We start from the raw sequence: 13,949 nt of genomic DNA on the forward strand, positions 1-13,949 counted from the left end.
ATACTATATTTCTATCCATTTGTGGAAATTTTATTGTTTTTGCACCACTCCATTCACTACCCATCTTCCTTCCGCATCCACTGTAAAACCATCGGGAGTAGTGGTGTTTCTATAGAGAGCACCCTCATTCTGTCCTTGAGAATCCAAGTAGTAGCAGTTTCCGTCAATCCACTGCCAACCGGTGAGCATTCTACCCTTCCATCCGTCAGAGTTTGGGAAAAGATAGTATTTACTACCGTTTACCTCTACCCAGCCTGTAGCCATATAGCCGGAATCCAGGAAATAGTACCAGTAGGACTTTCCGTTATAGGATTCATAGCCCCACGTTCCCTTGGGATAGCTGCCGTCGGGTCTTTGATACCACCAGCCCTTTTCATCCTGTATCCACTGACCTCCGGATAAGGAACGATCCACGCCAAGTACCTGTCCGCTCAAGCTACTGCTGACCTTAAAGCTTCCGGAACCGCCACCGGAACTTCCCCCTGATCCGCCGGAACCGGAAGAACTTCCTCCGGAACTACCAGAGCCGGAGGAACCGCCTTTAGAGGAAGAGCCGGAGTTTCCGGTACTACCGGAATGATTTTCTTTCTTCTCTACTTTTACCGCATCGAAGAAAGGGGAAGTTATTCTTGTAATGGTTGATATATTATAATCGGGGATAACCCTACGGACTTCATAGGGCTCATTATTGACATAAATCTCTGTACCTTGGCCATAAGTATCATCAGTCTCCGACACTAAGAAACGATAGTTATCCACTGTATAATAAGGCTGTATTACATATAGTACCTTATAACGGCCTTCCGGAAAAATTCTGTCTTCTTCCTGCGTAAACCTGAGATTTCCGTTTTTTCCCGCTTCATTCGGATAACTTTCTAAATAGAGTTTATACTGATCCAGGTTTTTGGGAAAATCGTTACGAAAATTCATAAGAAAAGGCTGTGGCAAATCCTTAGGCAGAAGCTCCGTACCATCTTTTAAGACAATCTTCTCCACTTGAAGTGTTGCCCTCTTCGTAGTATCACCTGCCTTAACATTATGGATGTCAAAGCTGGAACGGAGATATACTTTCGCCATAACCTTTGCTTCCTTCACGGTAAAAGTTTCGCTTTCAAAGGTATAATATTTATACTTTGCATCTTCCCGTTGAGTAGCTTTCAAATTATCTTGATCATAACTATGTACCCCTTTCTGATAAAAATACCTTTCCTCCACAGAAACACTTGTATAAGCAAATATACCATCTCCATCCTGTTCTGCTATTGGTAAAATATAAAATTGGCTCTTCTTTCCTTCCGCAAGTGTATATACATAGTGATACTCCCCCGGGGTAAAGTAGTTGAGATTGTACGGTACCCACTGACCATTTACTTTCTTTTCCACTTCCCTCTCCGGGAGAATTTGATAAAGATCCGGGCTTGGATTATGGATGACTCCAGGCTCATTTTCTCTTAAAACGACACCTGTTACGTTTACTTTTTTATCTCGAAGCACTTTCATATGATCTCTTGCCGGAAAGTCCCAATCTTCAAATGATACAGTCACCATTATAATCTTATTGTCTAGGGATCTCGTTACTGCAGCACTTCTAAATCCTGAATATCCGGAGGTCACTACCGTAGATTCTGTTCCTCCTATATCTTCTTTAGAGTCCTCTATAGACTCATCCTTTCGCTCATCTAGTTCCTCGGAATCTTCCGCTTTAGCAGTCGGTACTTCTTCCTCTATGGACGCAGTTTTCCCTTCCACAGCAGTCGCTTCCGGAAAATCGTCTAATCCTTCTACAGCACTTGCTGTTTCAAAGCTATTTTTTTCAGAGCTTGTTTCTACCTCCGGTACGTAAGAATCCTTCGTATCTATACTATCCGCATAGCTTGCAGGGGCAAAAAGCCCTGTGCAAAGTACCGCACTCAGTCCTAAAACCAGCATGTTTTTTCTTCTCATCTTGATTATCCTTTTTCCCTGTTATTTTCCAATGTATTCTTACACTATATTTTCTCTTTAGGAGAATCTTTTACTTCTTGCTATAACATTCTATAGCGCTCAGTCACAATCTATAATGATTCTGTTTCCATACTTATTTTCATACTTATTTTCATACTTATTTCCATACTTATTTCCATACTCATTTTCATACTTATTTTCCACGTATTTTTATACGTACTTTTATACTTATTTTTATATTTATTTCTATACATATTGTTCCACTTATTTCTACGCTTATTTCTTTATATAGTTTCAGGGAAAGGTTAAAATTTCATGGTAGTAGCCTTTCCCTGATGGGAGATAGACACATTTTCCAACAAGACGTTTTTAAAGCAAATGCTTACTCATCCTGCTGTGTCTTCTCCCTGATTGGTGCCTTAAGCTTTACTACGCCTGAACGCAGAGCTTTGCCCTTTCGATTCCAGGCCTCGTATTCTTTCTTATTGCACCTCATATTCAATTTTTCCTTCGGCTTAGTTAGCAGTGCTGTTGATGAAGGTAGATACCTTCTGGCCTACCAGCTCCAAAAGTTCCTTACCTACTGTCTTAAATGCACTTGCTAAGAATACAGCTACTGCAATAAGAATCAGCATAGAGATGAAGTTTGTGTCTCCGTTCTCCTCATGGAAGAAACGATCTAAAGCCTTCTCTCCGCGAATTTTGGTTGCTAAAATCATGTCATCAAGTCTGGTCATAAAGACTCCTTTCTCTCAGCGAGACACCGATTCGGTGCTCTTGTGTGATAGTGTTTGATATTTATTTAAAAGTAACCTAAGGCTACTACCATGAACGACTTAGTGCTTAAAGCAAGAGGAACTGGAACTCTTCGTTCCCCAGACGAATGCTTGCCTTGTCCTGTAAGGGAAGCTCCACATTGCTTACGCATTGCTGTCCGTTTAGGAAGCTATGGTTTGTGGAATTGTTGTCCTGCAGAAAATACTGTCCGTTTCTACTGATGATGTTGGCATGGCTTCGGCTGATTGCCTCATTGTCATGAATCACATAATCCACAAATTTTTCTTCTTTTCCCAAACGGAAAATGCTGCCTGTAATAGGAATCCTCTCTCCGTTCTTAATCCGGAGTAGGTAGGGCTGTTTCGGTGTGTCCGGTGCCTTGGTATAGTTTAATACCGAGGTTTCCTCCCCACGAAATCCACTATGCAAAACTGTAGTGTCTCCGAAGTTTCTTCCTCCATTTCCCGTAGCTTCTTGCTGATGGGAAAACAGGGGGCTTGGCTTAGCCGGCTGTAAAGTTCCCTTCGCCGCCGAAGGATTGCTCTTCGGGATATTCATTCCGGAACCGACCGAAGGATTGCTCTTTGGGATATTCATCCCGGCACCGACCGGAGCGCTGACTTTGGGATTTCCTGCGAAATTTCCTTGGCTATTTACCGGGGCATTGGGCAAGCTTTTTATCCCGGACAAATCCTCCCCCGGCTTGTCTTTTCCGGACTCCTTTCCGGGAATCTGGAAGGAAAATCCTCCGGAAGACGGTTTTTTCGCCTTCGGAGCAGCAGAGGCGGTCTTTGCCTTTCCTCCGGGAAGATTGTAGGAGGCAGCGGATTTTTTCTTTCCGCCCTTCTTCGCCAATTCAATCTTTTTTAAGGCCTCTTTTCTTGCCTTCAGCTGTTTCTGCTGTGCCATATATTCCTTGGCTCTGTTGTTGTTGTAATGCTGCAAGAGGTAGAAAAGAGAGATTCTTTCTTCCTTGGGAATATCATCCGGTACAGGAATATCCGGAATGGCTTCCTCCACTGCATTTTCCTGCTGAAGAGCTCCTACAGAGGATAGGGAGGATTGCTCGAAAAAGCTTGCCGCCATGCCTCCTACGGAAGAATTGGCAACGGCATTTCCGAACTCTGCTACGCCCTGCTGCAGGCTTTCCTTCGCTGCCGAAGCAAGGGGTGTTCTATCCTTCTTTCCTTCCCTTTCCATCTCTGTCAACAGGTTCAAGAAATCCAGTGAAGAAAATACCGGAATGCTGTTTAAGTAATTCAGGATTCTGGTGACATAGCTTCCCTCCTCCGGATTCTCAAACTGTGCCTGGAACATTACAGACTTCAGGAATTCTCTCTGATCCTTCTGCTCTTTCTCATTTTCCACCGGAAGACAGATGCACTCCGTCTCCCCGGTGGATACGTCGGTATAAATCTGGTTCAAATCCAAGAGGATGCAGGCCGGATCCAGCATATATTCCTCTGCGGATACCATGGCCTCCGTAATCCCCTTGAAAATCCCCATAAAGCTTTGCTTCGTTACCGGCCGGGCAAAGAACTGGTTTGCCGTAATCTTTCCGGTAATGGTGTAGCGGATAAAACGCTGTGTATCCATCTGCATATAGTTGGTAGAGGCCAGTCCCTTGGCCTTGTTGCTGGTAAGCATATTCAGACTGATATTGTCCAGCACATCCTCTTCCTTGAGCTGATAAACCAGAAAACTGCTGGCTCCTTGGTTTTCGTATTTGAATTCTTTCATACTATTCCTTCCTTTTCCTGCTATTTTCCGTCTACGCCCCAAAGCTTTGCTCTTGCGCTCTGTGTAACTTCCATCTTTTTCTTTCCGAACATGTCAAACCAGACACCCATACGGTAATTTACTTTCAGCACTACATCTCCGCCTTCATTTGTAGCGGTAAAGTGCATACCGGAAAGTCCACCCTCAATACCGAAATGCTTGAGCTTATCATTTGCCTTGGCTTCTGAGCCATCTCCGGTTAGGTAAGCAATAAACCTCTTTTTTGCGTCATCACTACCAATAACCGCATTCGCCGCCCCTCCTCCGGAAGAGTACCAATCATTGGGACTGGTGAAATATCCGTCTGTAGCCAGGCGCCTAACACCATCAATAAGCCCATCTCCTAGTCCAGCCCAAAACGAATGAGCCCCATCTAATCCGGAATCTATTTTTTCGTTAAGATATGGATCTAAGCCCAAACTGCTGGCAGACTGAATTAACGCATGAGATATTTGGTTTTGCGCACTAAAGACAAAGAAGAAACCATTTAATGCCATAAATAAGGCGCAGAAAATTGGAAGAATCATTGCTGCTTCCAAGGTAACGGAACCTTGTTCACCGTTCTTTTTTTCCATTGTGTGTCCTCTCCGCTTAATATGCTAAATCTCTTTCCTTTTTCATGGGAAATCCACCTGTTAATGAAGGACTTAATCCCATAAATGGATTTAAGTGATACTCTGTATTGGAATGAATACTTGTATATGTTTTATCGATGCTAAAGTCTAACTTTCCTTTGTAATATTCTTTTGCTTCTGTTTGGATGAGATTTTGCATTCGCTTAGTATAATCTTCAAGAGGTGTGCATAAAATCAATAAAATTGCCCCATGTCCGGTATAGTCCATCATAAAAAGTCCATTATCTTCACTCATTTCTTCTCCTAATGGATTATCTTGACTACCATGTTGATTTTTATTCCTCTTTTTATTTTCTTTTGCTTCTTTTTCTGCCTCCTTAATCGGTTTATTAATCGTATCTACCATATTTTTAAATCTACCATCAATATCATCCTTCATACTTTCGGATAGATTGGGAACCTTTGCTAAGTCTTTGACAAGGTAAGGAATACCCTCCAAAGAAAGATATGCCACTTTTTTAAATAAAGGCTCTTTTCCATCATTGACCAATACAATCATATCGATAAGTGGCTCTAACACCAAAAAGATAATAGTTGCTGCAATTCTCCCCGGACCGGTAACTGTTAACGCTTCTAAAATGTCCGAATTAAGAACTGCAACCGCATCTGTTGCCATCCTGAGCATATAACCATCTACAAAGGCACCCGTCTGAGCTGCATATTCTGATGTAGCACCGGTCAACATGTATTCTAATTCCGCACCCTTAAACATAGGATCTGTACCGCTGCCATCTTGAATACTCATAATATCCTTTAGCGAACCTCCACTATCAGTATTGTAGTTTCCTCCCGCCAGATTAAATATTTTCTTAAATTCGTAGTCAGATAATGTTGATCCTTCCATGTACGTTGTTCTATTTGGCAAGTTATAAGCCGCATAGCCATATAATAAAAATGCGTGATAATACTCCTTGGGTTGTCCTACAAAACGCACTAAATTCACAAAATGTTCTATAATCCATGCAATAATACCTAAAAGGAACTTAGCTACGTTAACCATAAAAGAGACAAAGCTGGTAATCATCTTTAAAACGTCTTTATTAAGAATACCATTCAAAAACTCTAAAGAATCATTCAAGACTCCTGCAAGACCAGAGGCCGCCAAAAGACTGGAAGTGTCATAGGAATCCATATGAACCAACTTTGACGTATCTATTTTTGAATTTAAATTTCCATCATATAAAAATTGGATATCTAAAAGGTCAAGAGCTAACTCGCCTATTTTCATTAACCCCTCAATAGCACCATCATTATCCGAAGCAGAGTGGTTTAAATTATAAACTAAATTGGATAGTGGGTTTTGAATATTTCTACCCACACTTTCTACCGTTATCGGCTTATACGGTTCTGTAGACATTGCAGAAACCCCTTGCCCGGAAGCCACGAAAGTATTTAAACTGGCCATTTGGGTTCTGAACTTTGCCTGCTCTTCATTCACTTTGCTTTGGCGATTCTGACTTATATAATTAGCAGCAAAATCCGCAACCTTGGCCTGAAGCATATGCAACCAGTCTGTGGAATCTGTCTCAACATAATCCTTCTCTTTTTTAGCTTTTTTATAACTACCTGAAAGCTTTTGCATATCTTCATCTAACTTTCCGGCACTTTCGATTAAATCTCCAAGAGTGTCTGAAAGATCTCCAAGGCTTTCGTTTAATTTTTCAGCTGCTGCTGCATATTCTTTAGCCGCATCTTGTGCTGCCGCCTCCGCTGCCGCCAAAGTAGACCCTCCTGTATCTCTAGCAGCTTCTACTGCCGCTAATGCCGCTCTGAATTTTTCTGCTGCTGCATCATATTGATCATAATTCGTAGAATATGTCTTAGCTTTAGCAGAGGCATCAATAGCTGCTTTAATCATTTTCGTAGCATCATCTCCCAGTGTGGCAGCATTGTCAGCAACTTGTGCCATTCTGGAAAATTGCTCTAACTTTAGGGATTCATTTAGTTGCCCAATAATCGAATCTACATCAAAGCCATCCCAAAGGGTTTGGGCTAAGACAGGCTTCTCACTGGCTTCATATAACTGTTGCTTAAGAATATCACCCTTTCCCAAATCATGCTGCCCCTGAGCAGACATCTCGGAAAGTGTGACACTTTTTCCAAATGATGCAGTATTTGCTGTAGCATATTTTTGATATAAAGAATTGATATCCGCTTCTTGTGAAACCGCCATCAAATCAAAACGTTCGTCAAGATATCCATCATAAGACCCCAAGGTGGAAAACAAAGAACTTCCCATAACTTCCTGCATCAATTCATTAATACTCTGATATCGTGCATACTCTATGAACATAAAGGTACAAAGTAATAATGGTGAGACTGTTAAAGCCAAAAAAATGGAAAGGAACCCCTTTGCACCATTTACGTACCGCCGAACAAAATATCGGAAACTTTTATATTGCATTTTTATAATTTTGCTCATTTGTTTCCTCCATCCATAAATCGAGAAATAATTCCAGCCACACTATTTAATGCTTTAGTAATTCCAAATGTATCCTGTACTTTATCTACAGCATATTTAGTAAACTTCACTGCATGCACATACTGTAAAGCATCATAGTCTGTAGCAACCACCGTGGTTTTTAATCTTTTTGTTTCCTTAATTCCAATTGCCTTAAGTACGCCGCCAAAAAGAAATCCATATTCTTTTGTCATAGTTACTTCAATATGATACCTGCCAATATCATCCCAATAACGAGTTACTATGGGCTTATCTTCGCTTTTACTCTTAGCTAAACTCACCTTGGTTAAGCGGTTATGAAGAAAATTTAGAGCTCTTTCATTTGCAGCATCTATTCTGTTCTGATTTTTTATCAACCAATACCGATAAACACCTATATCTGTAATATTTTTTTCCGTGACTAAGTCCAAATTCTCCTTAGATAGATCATACTTATAATTCTCAGCTACTCTCTGGGCAGCCTCATTCGCAGCTACAGTAAACATGACATTTTGATATAAATACATACTAAAGCCTATAAAGAACACCAGTATCAGAATACAGAGCAGCATACCGATGGACCATTCAATCATGACGGTTCCATCTTCTCCTTTCTCTCGAAATCCCTTTCTCATTTTGACTCCTTTTCCTTGTATATCCTCTTTCTCCTTCAGTACTGAAGCTTTTCCCATTCAGCACCTTTTCAGTACTTTTTTTACTAAAGAATTATTCTCCGTCGTAATAAGTTTTCTCTCCAAAGCTGCCAAAAACTTTCTCATAGTTTTTATCCAACCAAGAGCCCTTGACTACATAACATTTTGCATTTTGCACAGAAGAAAAACTATCGCTACTAATCTTTAAGTCTTTGATTTCCTTTGGAAAATAAAAGCTTTCCGTTCCAGCATTGGCAAAGGCCATATCAGAGATGTTTTTAAGATTTTTAGAAAAGTGAACCTCCTTCAATCCCTTACAATCTTGGAAAGCTGAGGCTTCAATCGTCTCTATAGACTCAGGCAAGCTTATTCCCTCCAATCTTTGGCAACCCATAAACGCTGATAGGCTAATGGTTTTCATTTGATTTCCCAAAAAATTCACTTTTTGAAGCTTGGTGCAATCCATAAACCCATAATCAGCAATTTTGCTTACTCCTGCCGGAATATCTATACTTTCCAACTGATAACATAAACTAAAATTAATTTCCGAGGTCTGGTTCTTTGGCAAAACAATTTTTTTCAAAGTTCTTGCAGAAGACAACATATAAGCATCCGGAAAGTCCTCATCACTTTCAAAATATAGCTCTTCCATCTTTAGTTCCGGATCATTGAAAAAATTTTTTATGCTTTTTGCTTTCTTAGGTATCACTATAACAGCTTGCGTTTTTCCTTCCTCGCTTAAACCTGTAATTTCATCTCCATCCCAATCAAAATATTCCTCGTGAGCCTCAAGTCCTTCTTTGCCGTTGTCCGCTTCCTGCTTAGCTTCTCCTGCACTGCTTTTTTCCTTGCCTCCACAGGCGGAAAGTCCCAAAGCCAAAACAAGCATGCCTAATCCCAACAATGTTCTTCTCTTCATTTTTCTTTCTCCTTTTTCAAACTTATAATGATTACCGCAGCTTTTCCCTCCGGCACCCTCTTCAGCACTTTTCCAACTGAAGCTTTTTCTTCGCACTAACACTTTTTTGCGAAAGCATTATTTTTCGTCGTAATACTGCTTTCTACGGAAGCTTTACTCTCCGTCGTAGTACTGCTTTTCTCCTAAGATTCCGAATACATCCTCAAAGTTTTTGTCCAGCCAGGAATCCTTCACAACATAGAAATTGCCCTTTCCGGTGGAAGCAAAGGAATCCGGAAGCACCTTTAAATTTTCAATTTCCTTGGGGAAGTAATAAGAATCCACAGGAGCTGCGGCAAAGGCACCGCTGCCGATTTCCTTTAAATTCTTGGGCATGTGAACTTCCTTCAGGGACTTACAATCCTGAAATGCCGCTTCTTCAATACTTTCTACGGAATTGGGGATGCTAATCTTCTCCAGTGCGGAACAGTTTAGGAAGGCGGAGTCCGGAATCACCTTTAACTGTTCTCCCAGAAAATTCACTTCCTTTAAGCTGGTGCAGTCCCTAAAACCGAACTCGGCAATGCTAGTTACCCCTGCCGGAATATCCAGACTTTCCAGGTTATGGTCAGACTGTACGTCGACCTCGGAGGTCTGATTCTTCGGCAGCACAATCTTCTTTACCTTCTTCAAAAGAGTAAGGCCGTAGCCCAGCTGAAAATCATCATCGCTTTCAAAATACAGTTCTTCCAGCTGCACATCATCATCCGGTCCTAAACCGGAGTCAAAGGACTTTGCCCGCTTGGGAATCACAATCACCTTCTGCTTGGCACCCTCTTCATTCAGATTGGCAATGGAGTCCTCTCCCATCCATTCAAAATAGTCTTCATTTGGTTTGGCATTGGCTTTCTCATTTCCCTTACCGCTGTCTGCCTCCTGCTTGCTGTCTCCCTGAGCACTCTTCTCTTTTCCTCCGTTGCAGGCGGTAAGTCCCAAAGCCAAAGCCAAGATTCCTAAACCTAACAGTGTTCTTCTCTTCATTTTTATTCCCCTTTCTGATTGTTTTCTTTTGCTTTTTATCTTCTATTACTTTAATTAGTCAACGAACTTCTGTGTATTTCCGAGCTTCTACATATTCCGCTCTTAAATATTTTCCTTTAATAATTCCTCGAAGAAGGTCTTCTCCGCCAGGGTCTCCACCAGCGCCTCTGTTCCGGCGTGTTCATATCTGGGTACCCCTCCCAGCTCTCGAATGCCGATTTTGGGAAGGCTCTGGCCGGTTTTGTTACTGAACTTGTTATATACGGTGTACATTCTCTTCATGATGGGAACGGGGGAATTTTCCTCCTTAATCTGCAAGGCCTGGAGCATTCTTAGGAACTTGTCGTTTCCGATTTCCGATCCGTCTACGGTGAGGACAATGCCGTGCACTCCCCGGTAAACCGCTAAGCTGTCGTCATCAATGGAGAAGTCCCCGTCCAGGATGATAATGTCATAGGAGCCCCCAAGCTTTAGCTCCCGAAGCAGCTTCTGTCTCTCCTCTAAGGAAAGCTCCATCATATCCAGGGCAATCTTGGCTTTGGAGAAGAAGTACACCCCTCTTGGATCCTGGCGAACCGCACTTTCCAGCTTTAAGCGGAAGTTGGCCTTCTGCTCCTTTAAGGCAAATACCACATCGCTCATGTCCAGCTGTCCTCCGGCATGGAAGAAGATATCCGCCGAGCCGTAGCGCTCCATATTCAAGTACAAAACCCGGTGTCCCGCCTGGGCGAAATGATAGGCACAGGCTGCCGCCATGGTGGAAGCCCCGGTTCCTCCGGCTACCGAGCCGAAGGCAAAGACCTTACAGGGATCCTCTCCGATCTTCAAACCGGTAATGCCCTGAATCCGCTCCGCATAGAGGCTTAAAATCTGCTTATAAATCAGCTCCGCCTTCTGGTACTTGGAAATGGCCGCCTCGTCCTTATAGCTTTCGATTTCCGCAGACTCCACGAAGTACGCAAAGCTGCACTGCTTGGGAAGAAGGGCGGTGTTGATGTCAAAGGAGGCATCCGCCACCAGCACATCCATCTTTACCTCCCGAACGGTCTTCAGTGCCAGTTCTTCGTCGGTAAAGGAATACAGCTCAAACTTCTCTCCAAAGCGGGTGCTAAACACCGTTACGATTCTTTGTAAGTATTCCTTGTCCTGTTCCAAAATCGCTAATTTGATTTTCATTTCCTTCTCCTTTGCTCTTTTCCAGCTTTTTTATATATCTACAGCTTTTTTAATACGTGTTTCCTCAGTTGTCCGATGATTCGGGAGCTGTCGGGTAAACTCCGCTACTTCTGCGCCCTATCCTGCTGCCGGAGCCCCTCCTTCTGCAGGGGGTGCTTCTCCCCCTTCCGGGGGAGCTGCCGCTGCCGTTTCTCCCCCTTCTACAGGAGCTTCCGCGGCTGCTTCCGGTGCTGCCTCCCCGCCTTCTGCCGGAGCCTCCGATGCTGCTTCTGTTCCTTCTGTTGGCGCTTCGGTGGCTGTTTCCGTCATTGCTTCTGTTGCCGCTTCCGTTGTTTCTTCAGGCTTTGTTTCCTTTTCCTTGCCCTTCTCCTCCTTGGAGGCGTCCTTGCTGTCCTCCGTAAAGATTTCCTTCTTCACGATATTTCGTTTGATAAACTGATATACCTCAGGGGTGGTTTCCACTATGCATACGCCTTTTTTGTTGAAGTAATCCACGCCGAAGAACTGGGGGGTAATGACCATTTCTCCTTTTAAATTGATAAAGCCCCAGTAGTCGTCCTCCATCACACCGGCAAGACCTTCCGAGAAGCTTTTCGCCGCCTTGTACTTAGGCTCCAGTACCACTTCTCCCTTCAGGTTGGCAAAGCCCCATTTTCCCTTCTTGGAAAATGCGAAGATGCCGTCCTTTCCGATTCCGTCCACTTCCTCAGCGGAAAAGTCCGAAATCTGTTCCCAGTTTTCATTGTAGATATGATAAGCGCCGTCCTCCTTGGCCAGGATGCAGCCCTGGGCAATAAAGCTGTAGTCCGGATTAATCTGCACCGCTTCGAACTTTCGTTCCTTTTCTATCTTCTTTCCGTTTTCGTCTTTTTTCGCCTTGCCCTTTTCGTCCTTTACCGTATACTTAAGCTCCAGCTCCTTGCCTTCCGAATCGATAAAGAAGACTCTTTTTGCCTTTTTCACCACTGCCTTTCCTTTTTGGAAACGGCTGGCTTCGGAGAATCCGCCGAAGAGCCGGTCTCCCAAGGCATTGTAGTAGCTGTATTCTCCCTCTTCCTTGATGGGAATTCTGTCCTCCGCGTAGTAGCCGATATCTTCGGGATTTTTATTGGAAAATACACCCTGCGTCACTTCATTTTTATCCATCAGAATGGTTTTTCCGTCCTTACGCAGCAGGCGATAGCCCTTCTCTCCGATAGGCCCTACAAATTCCTGCTTTAAGGAGTTGGAGGATTCCCCGTCTGCCGGGATATAGCCTGCTCCCTCCTTGTTTTTCACCCCGTAGAAGCCGTTGGAAAGGGGATAGTAGCTGTTGTAGTCTCCATACAAGGTTTTGAAGGAATAGAGCATTTTCCGGTATTCCTTTTGGAAAGTCTTATCCTTGGAGCCTGCCTTTTTCGCCTTATCCAAAAAGTAAAAGGCGTTGGCATAGTCGTTTTTCTGAATATACAGTCGGGAAATCGCCAGAGCAAAATGCGGATTTTCCGGATAGGCCGCCTGAGCCATCTCTGCCGCCTCCATATATTCCTTGTAGCGGTCTTCCTTTTCCTCATAGGCCTTTTCATAGGCATCCATCATCTTTTCGTAGATGGCTTCTTCTTTCTTAATACCTAATGCCTCTTTATAATTTTCTCCCGCCTTTTGGTACAGGCCTCTCTTCTCAAAGTCCGCGGCTTCCGCCACTTCCTGCTGATATCGTTTGACCTGTCTCTGCTGGTCGGAAATCTTACTGTACCAACCCATACCGGTAATCAATACCAGGGCAAAGGCAACCCCCATCTGTGTCTGTGTCACAAGCTGCTCCTTTCTAAATCAGAGATAGCATGGCTGCAAAGCCAAAACCGAAGTAGATAAAAGGTCCCAAGGGAAGGGCGTCCTTTAAGTTCTTTTTCTTTAACAGTAAAACCGGAAGGGAACACAGGGCACAGAGCAGGAAGGAAAAAAGTAAGCTCACGCAAAATCCGTACATCCCTGTGAAGAACGCAAGACCGGTAAAAATCTTGATGTCTCCCATACCCAAGCCGGAACGGGAAATCTTATATAAGAGGCACAATAAAATCAAAGCGATAAAGGCCGGTACAAAGCTGTTGACTAAAATCATGGGGAAGTCCCCCTTATAGAACAGAAGCTCCGGAATCATGAAGAGGAGTCTGCCCACAAGAAGCACTATGGTGCAGAGGTTTGGTATCTTCATGGTATAGGCATCCACCAGCCCTGCCCACTCCAAAACCATGAAGCAAAAGAGAATCATGGCTAAGGCCAGGGTATGCACCGCCGTTTGTCGTACGTAGTAGCCTGTCAGAAAGGAAAAAAAGGCCAGAGCGCCAATCACGGCATAGGGGTTTAAGAAGGACGACCTTGACTGCCCCTTTAAAAATATCTTTATTACGAGAAAATACACGGCAATGCTGCATATACTGAAAACAGCGCCGCTAATAAGTCCTTGCATCATTTTCCTTTGATTCCTTTCCCATATCCGGTTTTGTATTGTTTCTATTCCTTACAAAATTCCAAAGTACTGTTCTTTCGACAGTGGCCTCTTCTACGATTGCTTCTTCTACTGTTGCTTCTTCTACTGTTGCTTCTTCTACTGTTGCTTCTTCTAC

General features: G+C 43.2%; 11 protein-coding genes. All 11 read right to left on the reverse strand.

Annotated elements, in window-relative coordinates:
- Positions 1–30 precede the first annotated feature (30 nt).
- The 11 genes from RYO92_RS08455 to RYO92_RS08505 all read right to left on the reverse strand — a co-directional run bounded on the left by RYO92_RS08455 (position 31) and on the right by RYO92_RS08505 (position 13,795).
- Positions 31–1,944, reverse strand: a complete 1,914-nt coding sequence (locus RYO92_RS08455; protein ID WP_315370104.1) for an N-acetylmuramoyl-L-alanine amidase family protein — start codon at positions 1,942–1,944, stop codon at positions 31–33.
- A gap of 515 nt (positions 1,945–2,459) precedes the next feature.
- Positions 2,460–2,681 carry a hypothetical protein gene (locus RYO92_RS08460; RefSeq protein ID WP_314965422.1) on the reverse strand — a complete coding sequence of 74 codons (222 nt, stop codon included), beginning with the start codon at positions 2,679–2,681 and terminating at the stop codon, positions 2,460–2,462.
- A 106-nt stretch (positions 2,682–2,787) separates the two neighbouring features.
- Complete coding sequence (locus RYO92_RS08465; protein WP_315370105.1) at positions 2,788–4,461, reverse strand: DUF6382 domain-containing protein; 1,674 nt, start codon at positions 4,459–4,461, stop codon at positions 2,788–2,790.
- Between the two features lie 20 nt (positions 4,462–4,481).
- The gene (locus RYO92_RS08470) at positions 4,482–5,075 is read right to left on the reverse strand and encodes a TadE family protein (RefSeq protein ID WP_315370106.1); all 594 of its coding nucleotides are present in this window, start codon (positions 5,073–5,075) and stop codon (positions 4,482–4,484) included.
- 16 nt (positions 5,076–5,091) lie between these two features.
- Positions 5,092–7,557, reverse strand: coding sequence for a hypothetical protein (locus RYO92_RS08475; RefSeq protein ID WP_315370107.1), 2,466 nt, complete (start codon positions 7,555–7,557; stop codon positions 5,092–5,094).
- Positions 7,554–8,267 (reverse strand): TadE family protein, encoded by a 714-nt coding sequence (locus RYO92_RS08480; protein ID WP_315370108.1) that lies wholly within the window; start codon positions 8,265–8,267, stop codon positions 7,554–7,556. Before RYO92_RS08480 ends, RYO92_RS08475 begins: the two co-directional genes overlap by 4 nt.
- A gap of 34 nt (positions 8,268–8,301) precedes the next feature.
- Positions 8,302–9,147: a leucine-rich repeat domain-containing protein gene (locus tag RYO92_RS08485; RefSeq protein ID WP_315370109.1), complete on the reverse strand. Its 846-nt coding sequence runs from the start codon at positions 9,145–9,147 to the stop codon at positions 8,302–8,304.
- A gap of 153 nt (positions 9,148–9,300) precedes the next feature.
- On the reverse strand, positions 9,301–10,167 hold the full coding sequence (locus RYO92_RS08490) for a leucine-rich repeat domain-containing protein (RefSeq protein WP_315370110.1): 867 nt from the start codon (positions 10,165–10,167) through the stop codon (positions 9,301–9,303).
- Between the two features lie 102 nt (positions 10,168–10,269).
- A complete protein-coding gene (locus RYO92_RS08495; RefSeq protein ID WP_007158132.1) occupies positions 10,270–11,343 on the reverse strand; it encodes a hypothetical protein in 1,074 nt (357 codons plus the stop codon).
- Between the two features lie 117 nt (positions 11,344–11,460).
- Positions 11,461–13,137 (reverse strand): WG repeat-containing protein, encoded by a 1,677-nt coding sequence (locus tag RYO92_RS08500; RefSeq protein ID WP_315370111.1) that lies wholly within the window; start codon positions 13,135–13,137, stop codon positions 11,461–11,463.
- Positions 13,138–13,150: 13 nt separating this feature from the next.
- On the reverse strand, positions 13,151–13,795 hold the full coding sequence (locus RYO92_RS08505; protein ID WP_315370112.1) for a prepilin peptidase: 645 nt from the start codon (positions 13,793–13,795) through the stop codon (positions 13,151–13,153).
- Positions 13,796–13,949: the final 154 nt, after the last annotated feature.

Source organism: Oribacterium sinus (assembly GCF_963553175.1).
GTDB classification, from domain to species: domain Bacteria; phylum Bacillota; class Clostridia; order Lachnospirales; family Lachnospiraceae; genus Oribacterium; species Oribacterium sinus_B.

Coding starts and splice junctions, on each gene's coding strand:
- RYO92_RS08455 (WP_315370104.1), bottom strand. CDS start 1,944: ATGAGAAGAAAAAACATGCTGGTTTTAGGACTGAGTGCGGTACTTTGC.
- RYO92_RS08460 (WP_314965422.1), bottom strand. CDS start 2,681: ATGACCAGACTTGATGACATGATTTTAGCAACCAAAATTCGCGGAGAG.
- RYO92_RS08465 (WP_315370105.1), bottom strand. CDS start 4,461: ATGAAAGAATTCAAATACGAAAACCAAGGAGCCAGCAGTTTTCTGGTT.
- RYO92_RS08470 (WP_315370106.1), bottom strand. CDS start 5,075: ATGGAAAAAAAGAACGGTGAACAAGGTTCCGTTACCTTGGAAGCAGCA.
- RYO92_RS08475 (WP_315370107.1), bottom strand. CDS start 7,557: ATGAGCAAAATTATAAAAATGCAATATAAAAGTTTCCGATATTTTGTT.
- RYO92_RS08480 (WP_315370108.1), bottom strand. CDS start 8,267: ATGGGAAAAGCTTCAGTACTGAAGGAGAAAGAGGATATACAAGGAAAA.
- RYO92_RS08485 (WP_315370109.1), bottom strand. CDS start 9,147: ATGAAGAGAAGAACATTGTTGGGATTAGGCATGCTTGTTTTGGCTTTG.
- RYO92_RS08490 (WP_315370110.1), bottom strand. CDS start 10,167: ATGAAGAGAAGAACACTGTTAGGTTTAGGAATCTTGGCTTTGGCTTTG.
- RYO92_RS08495 (WP_007158132.1), bottom strand. CDS start 11,343: ATGAAAATCAAATTAGCGATTTTGGAACAGGACAAGGAATACTTACAA.
- RYO92_RS08505 (WP_315370112.1), bottom strand. CDS start 13,795: ATGATGCAAGGACTTATTAGCGGCGCTGTTTTCAGTATATGCAGCATT.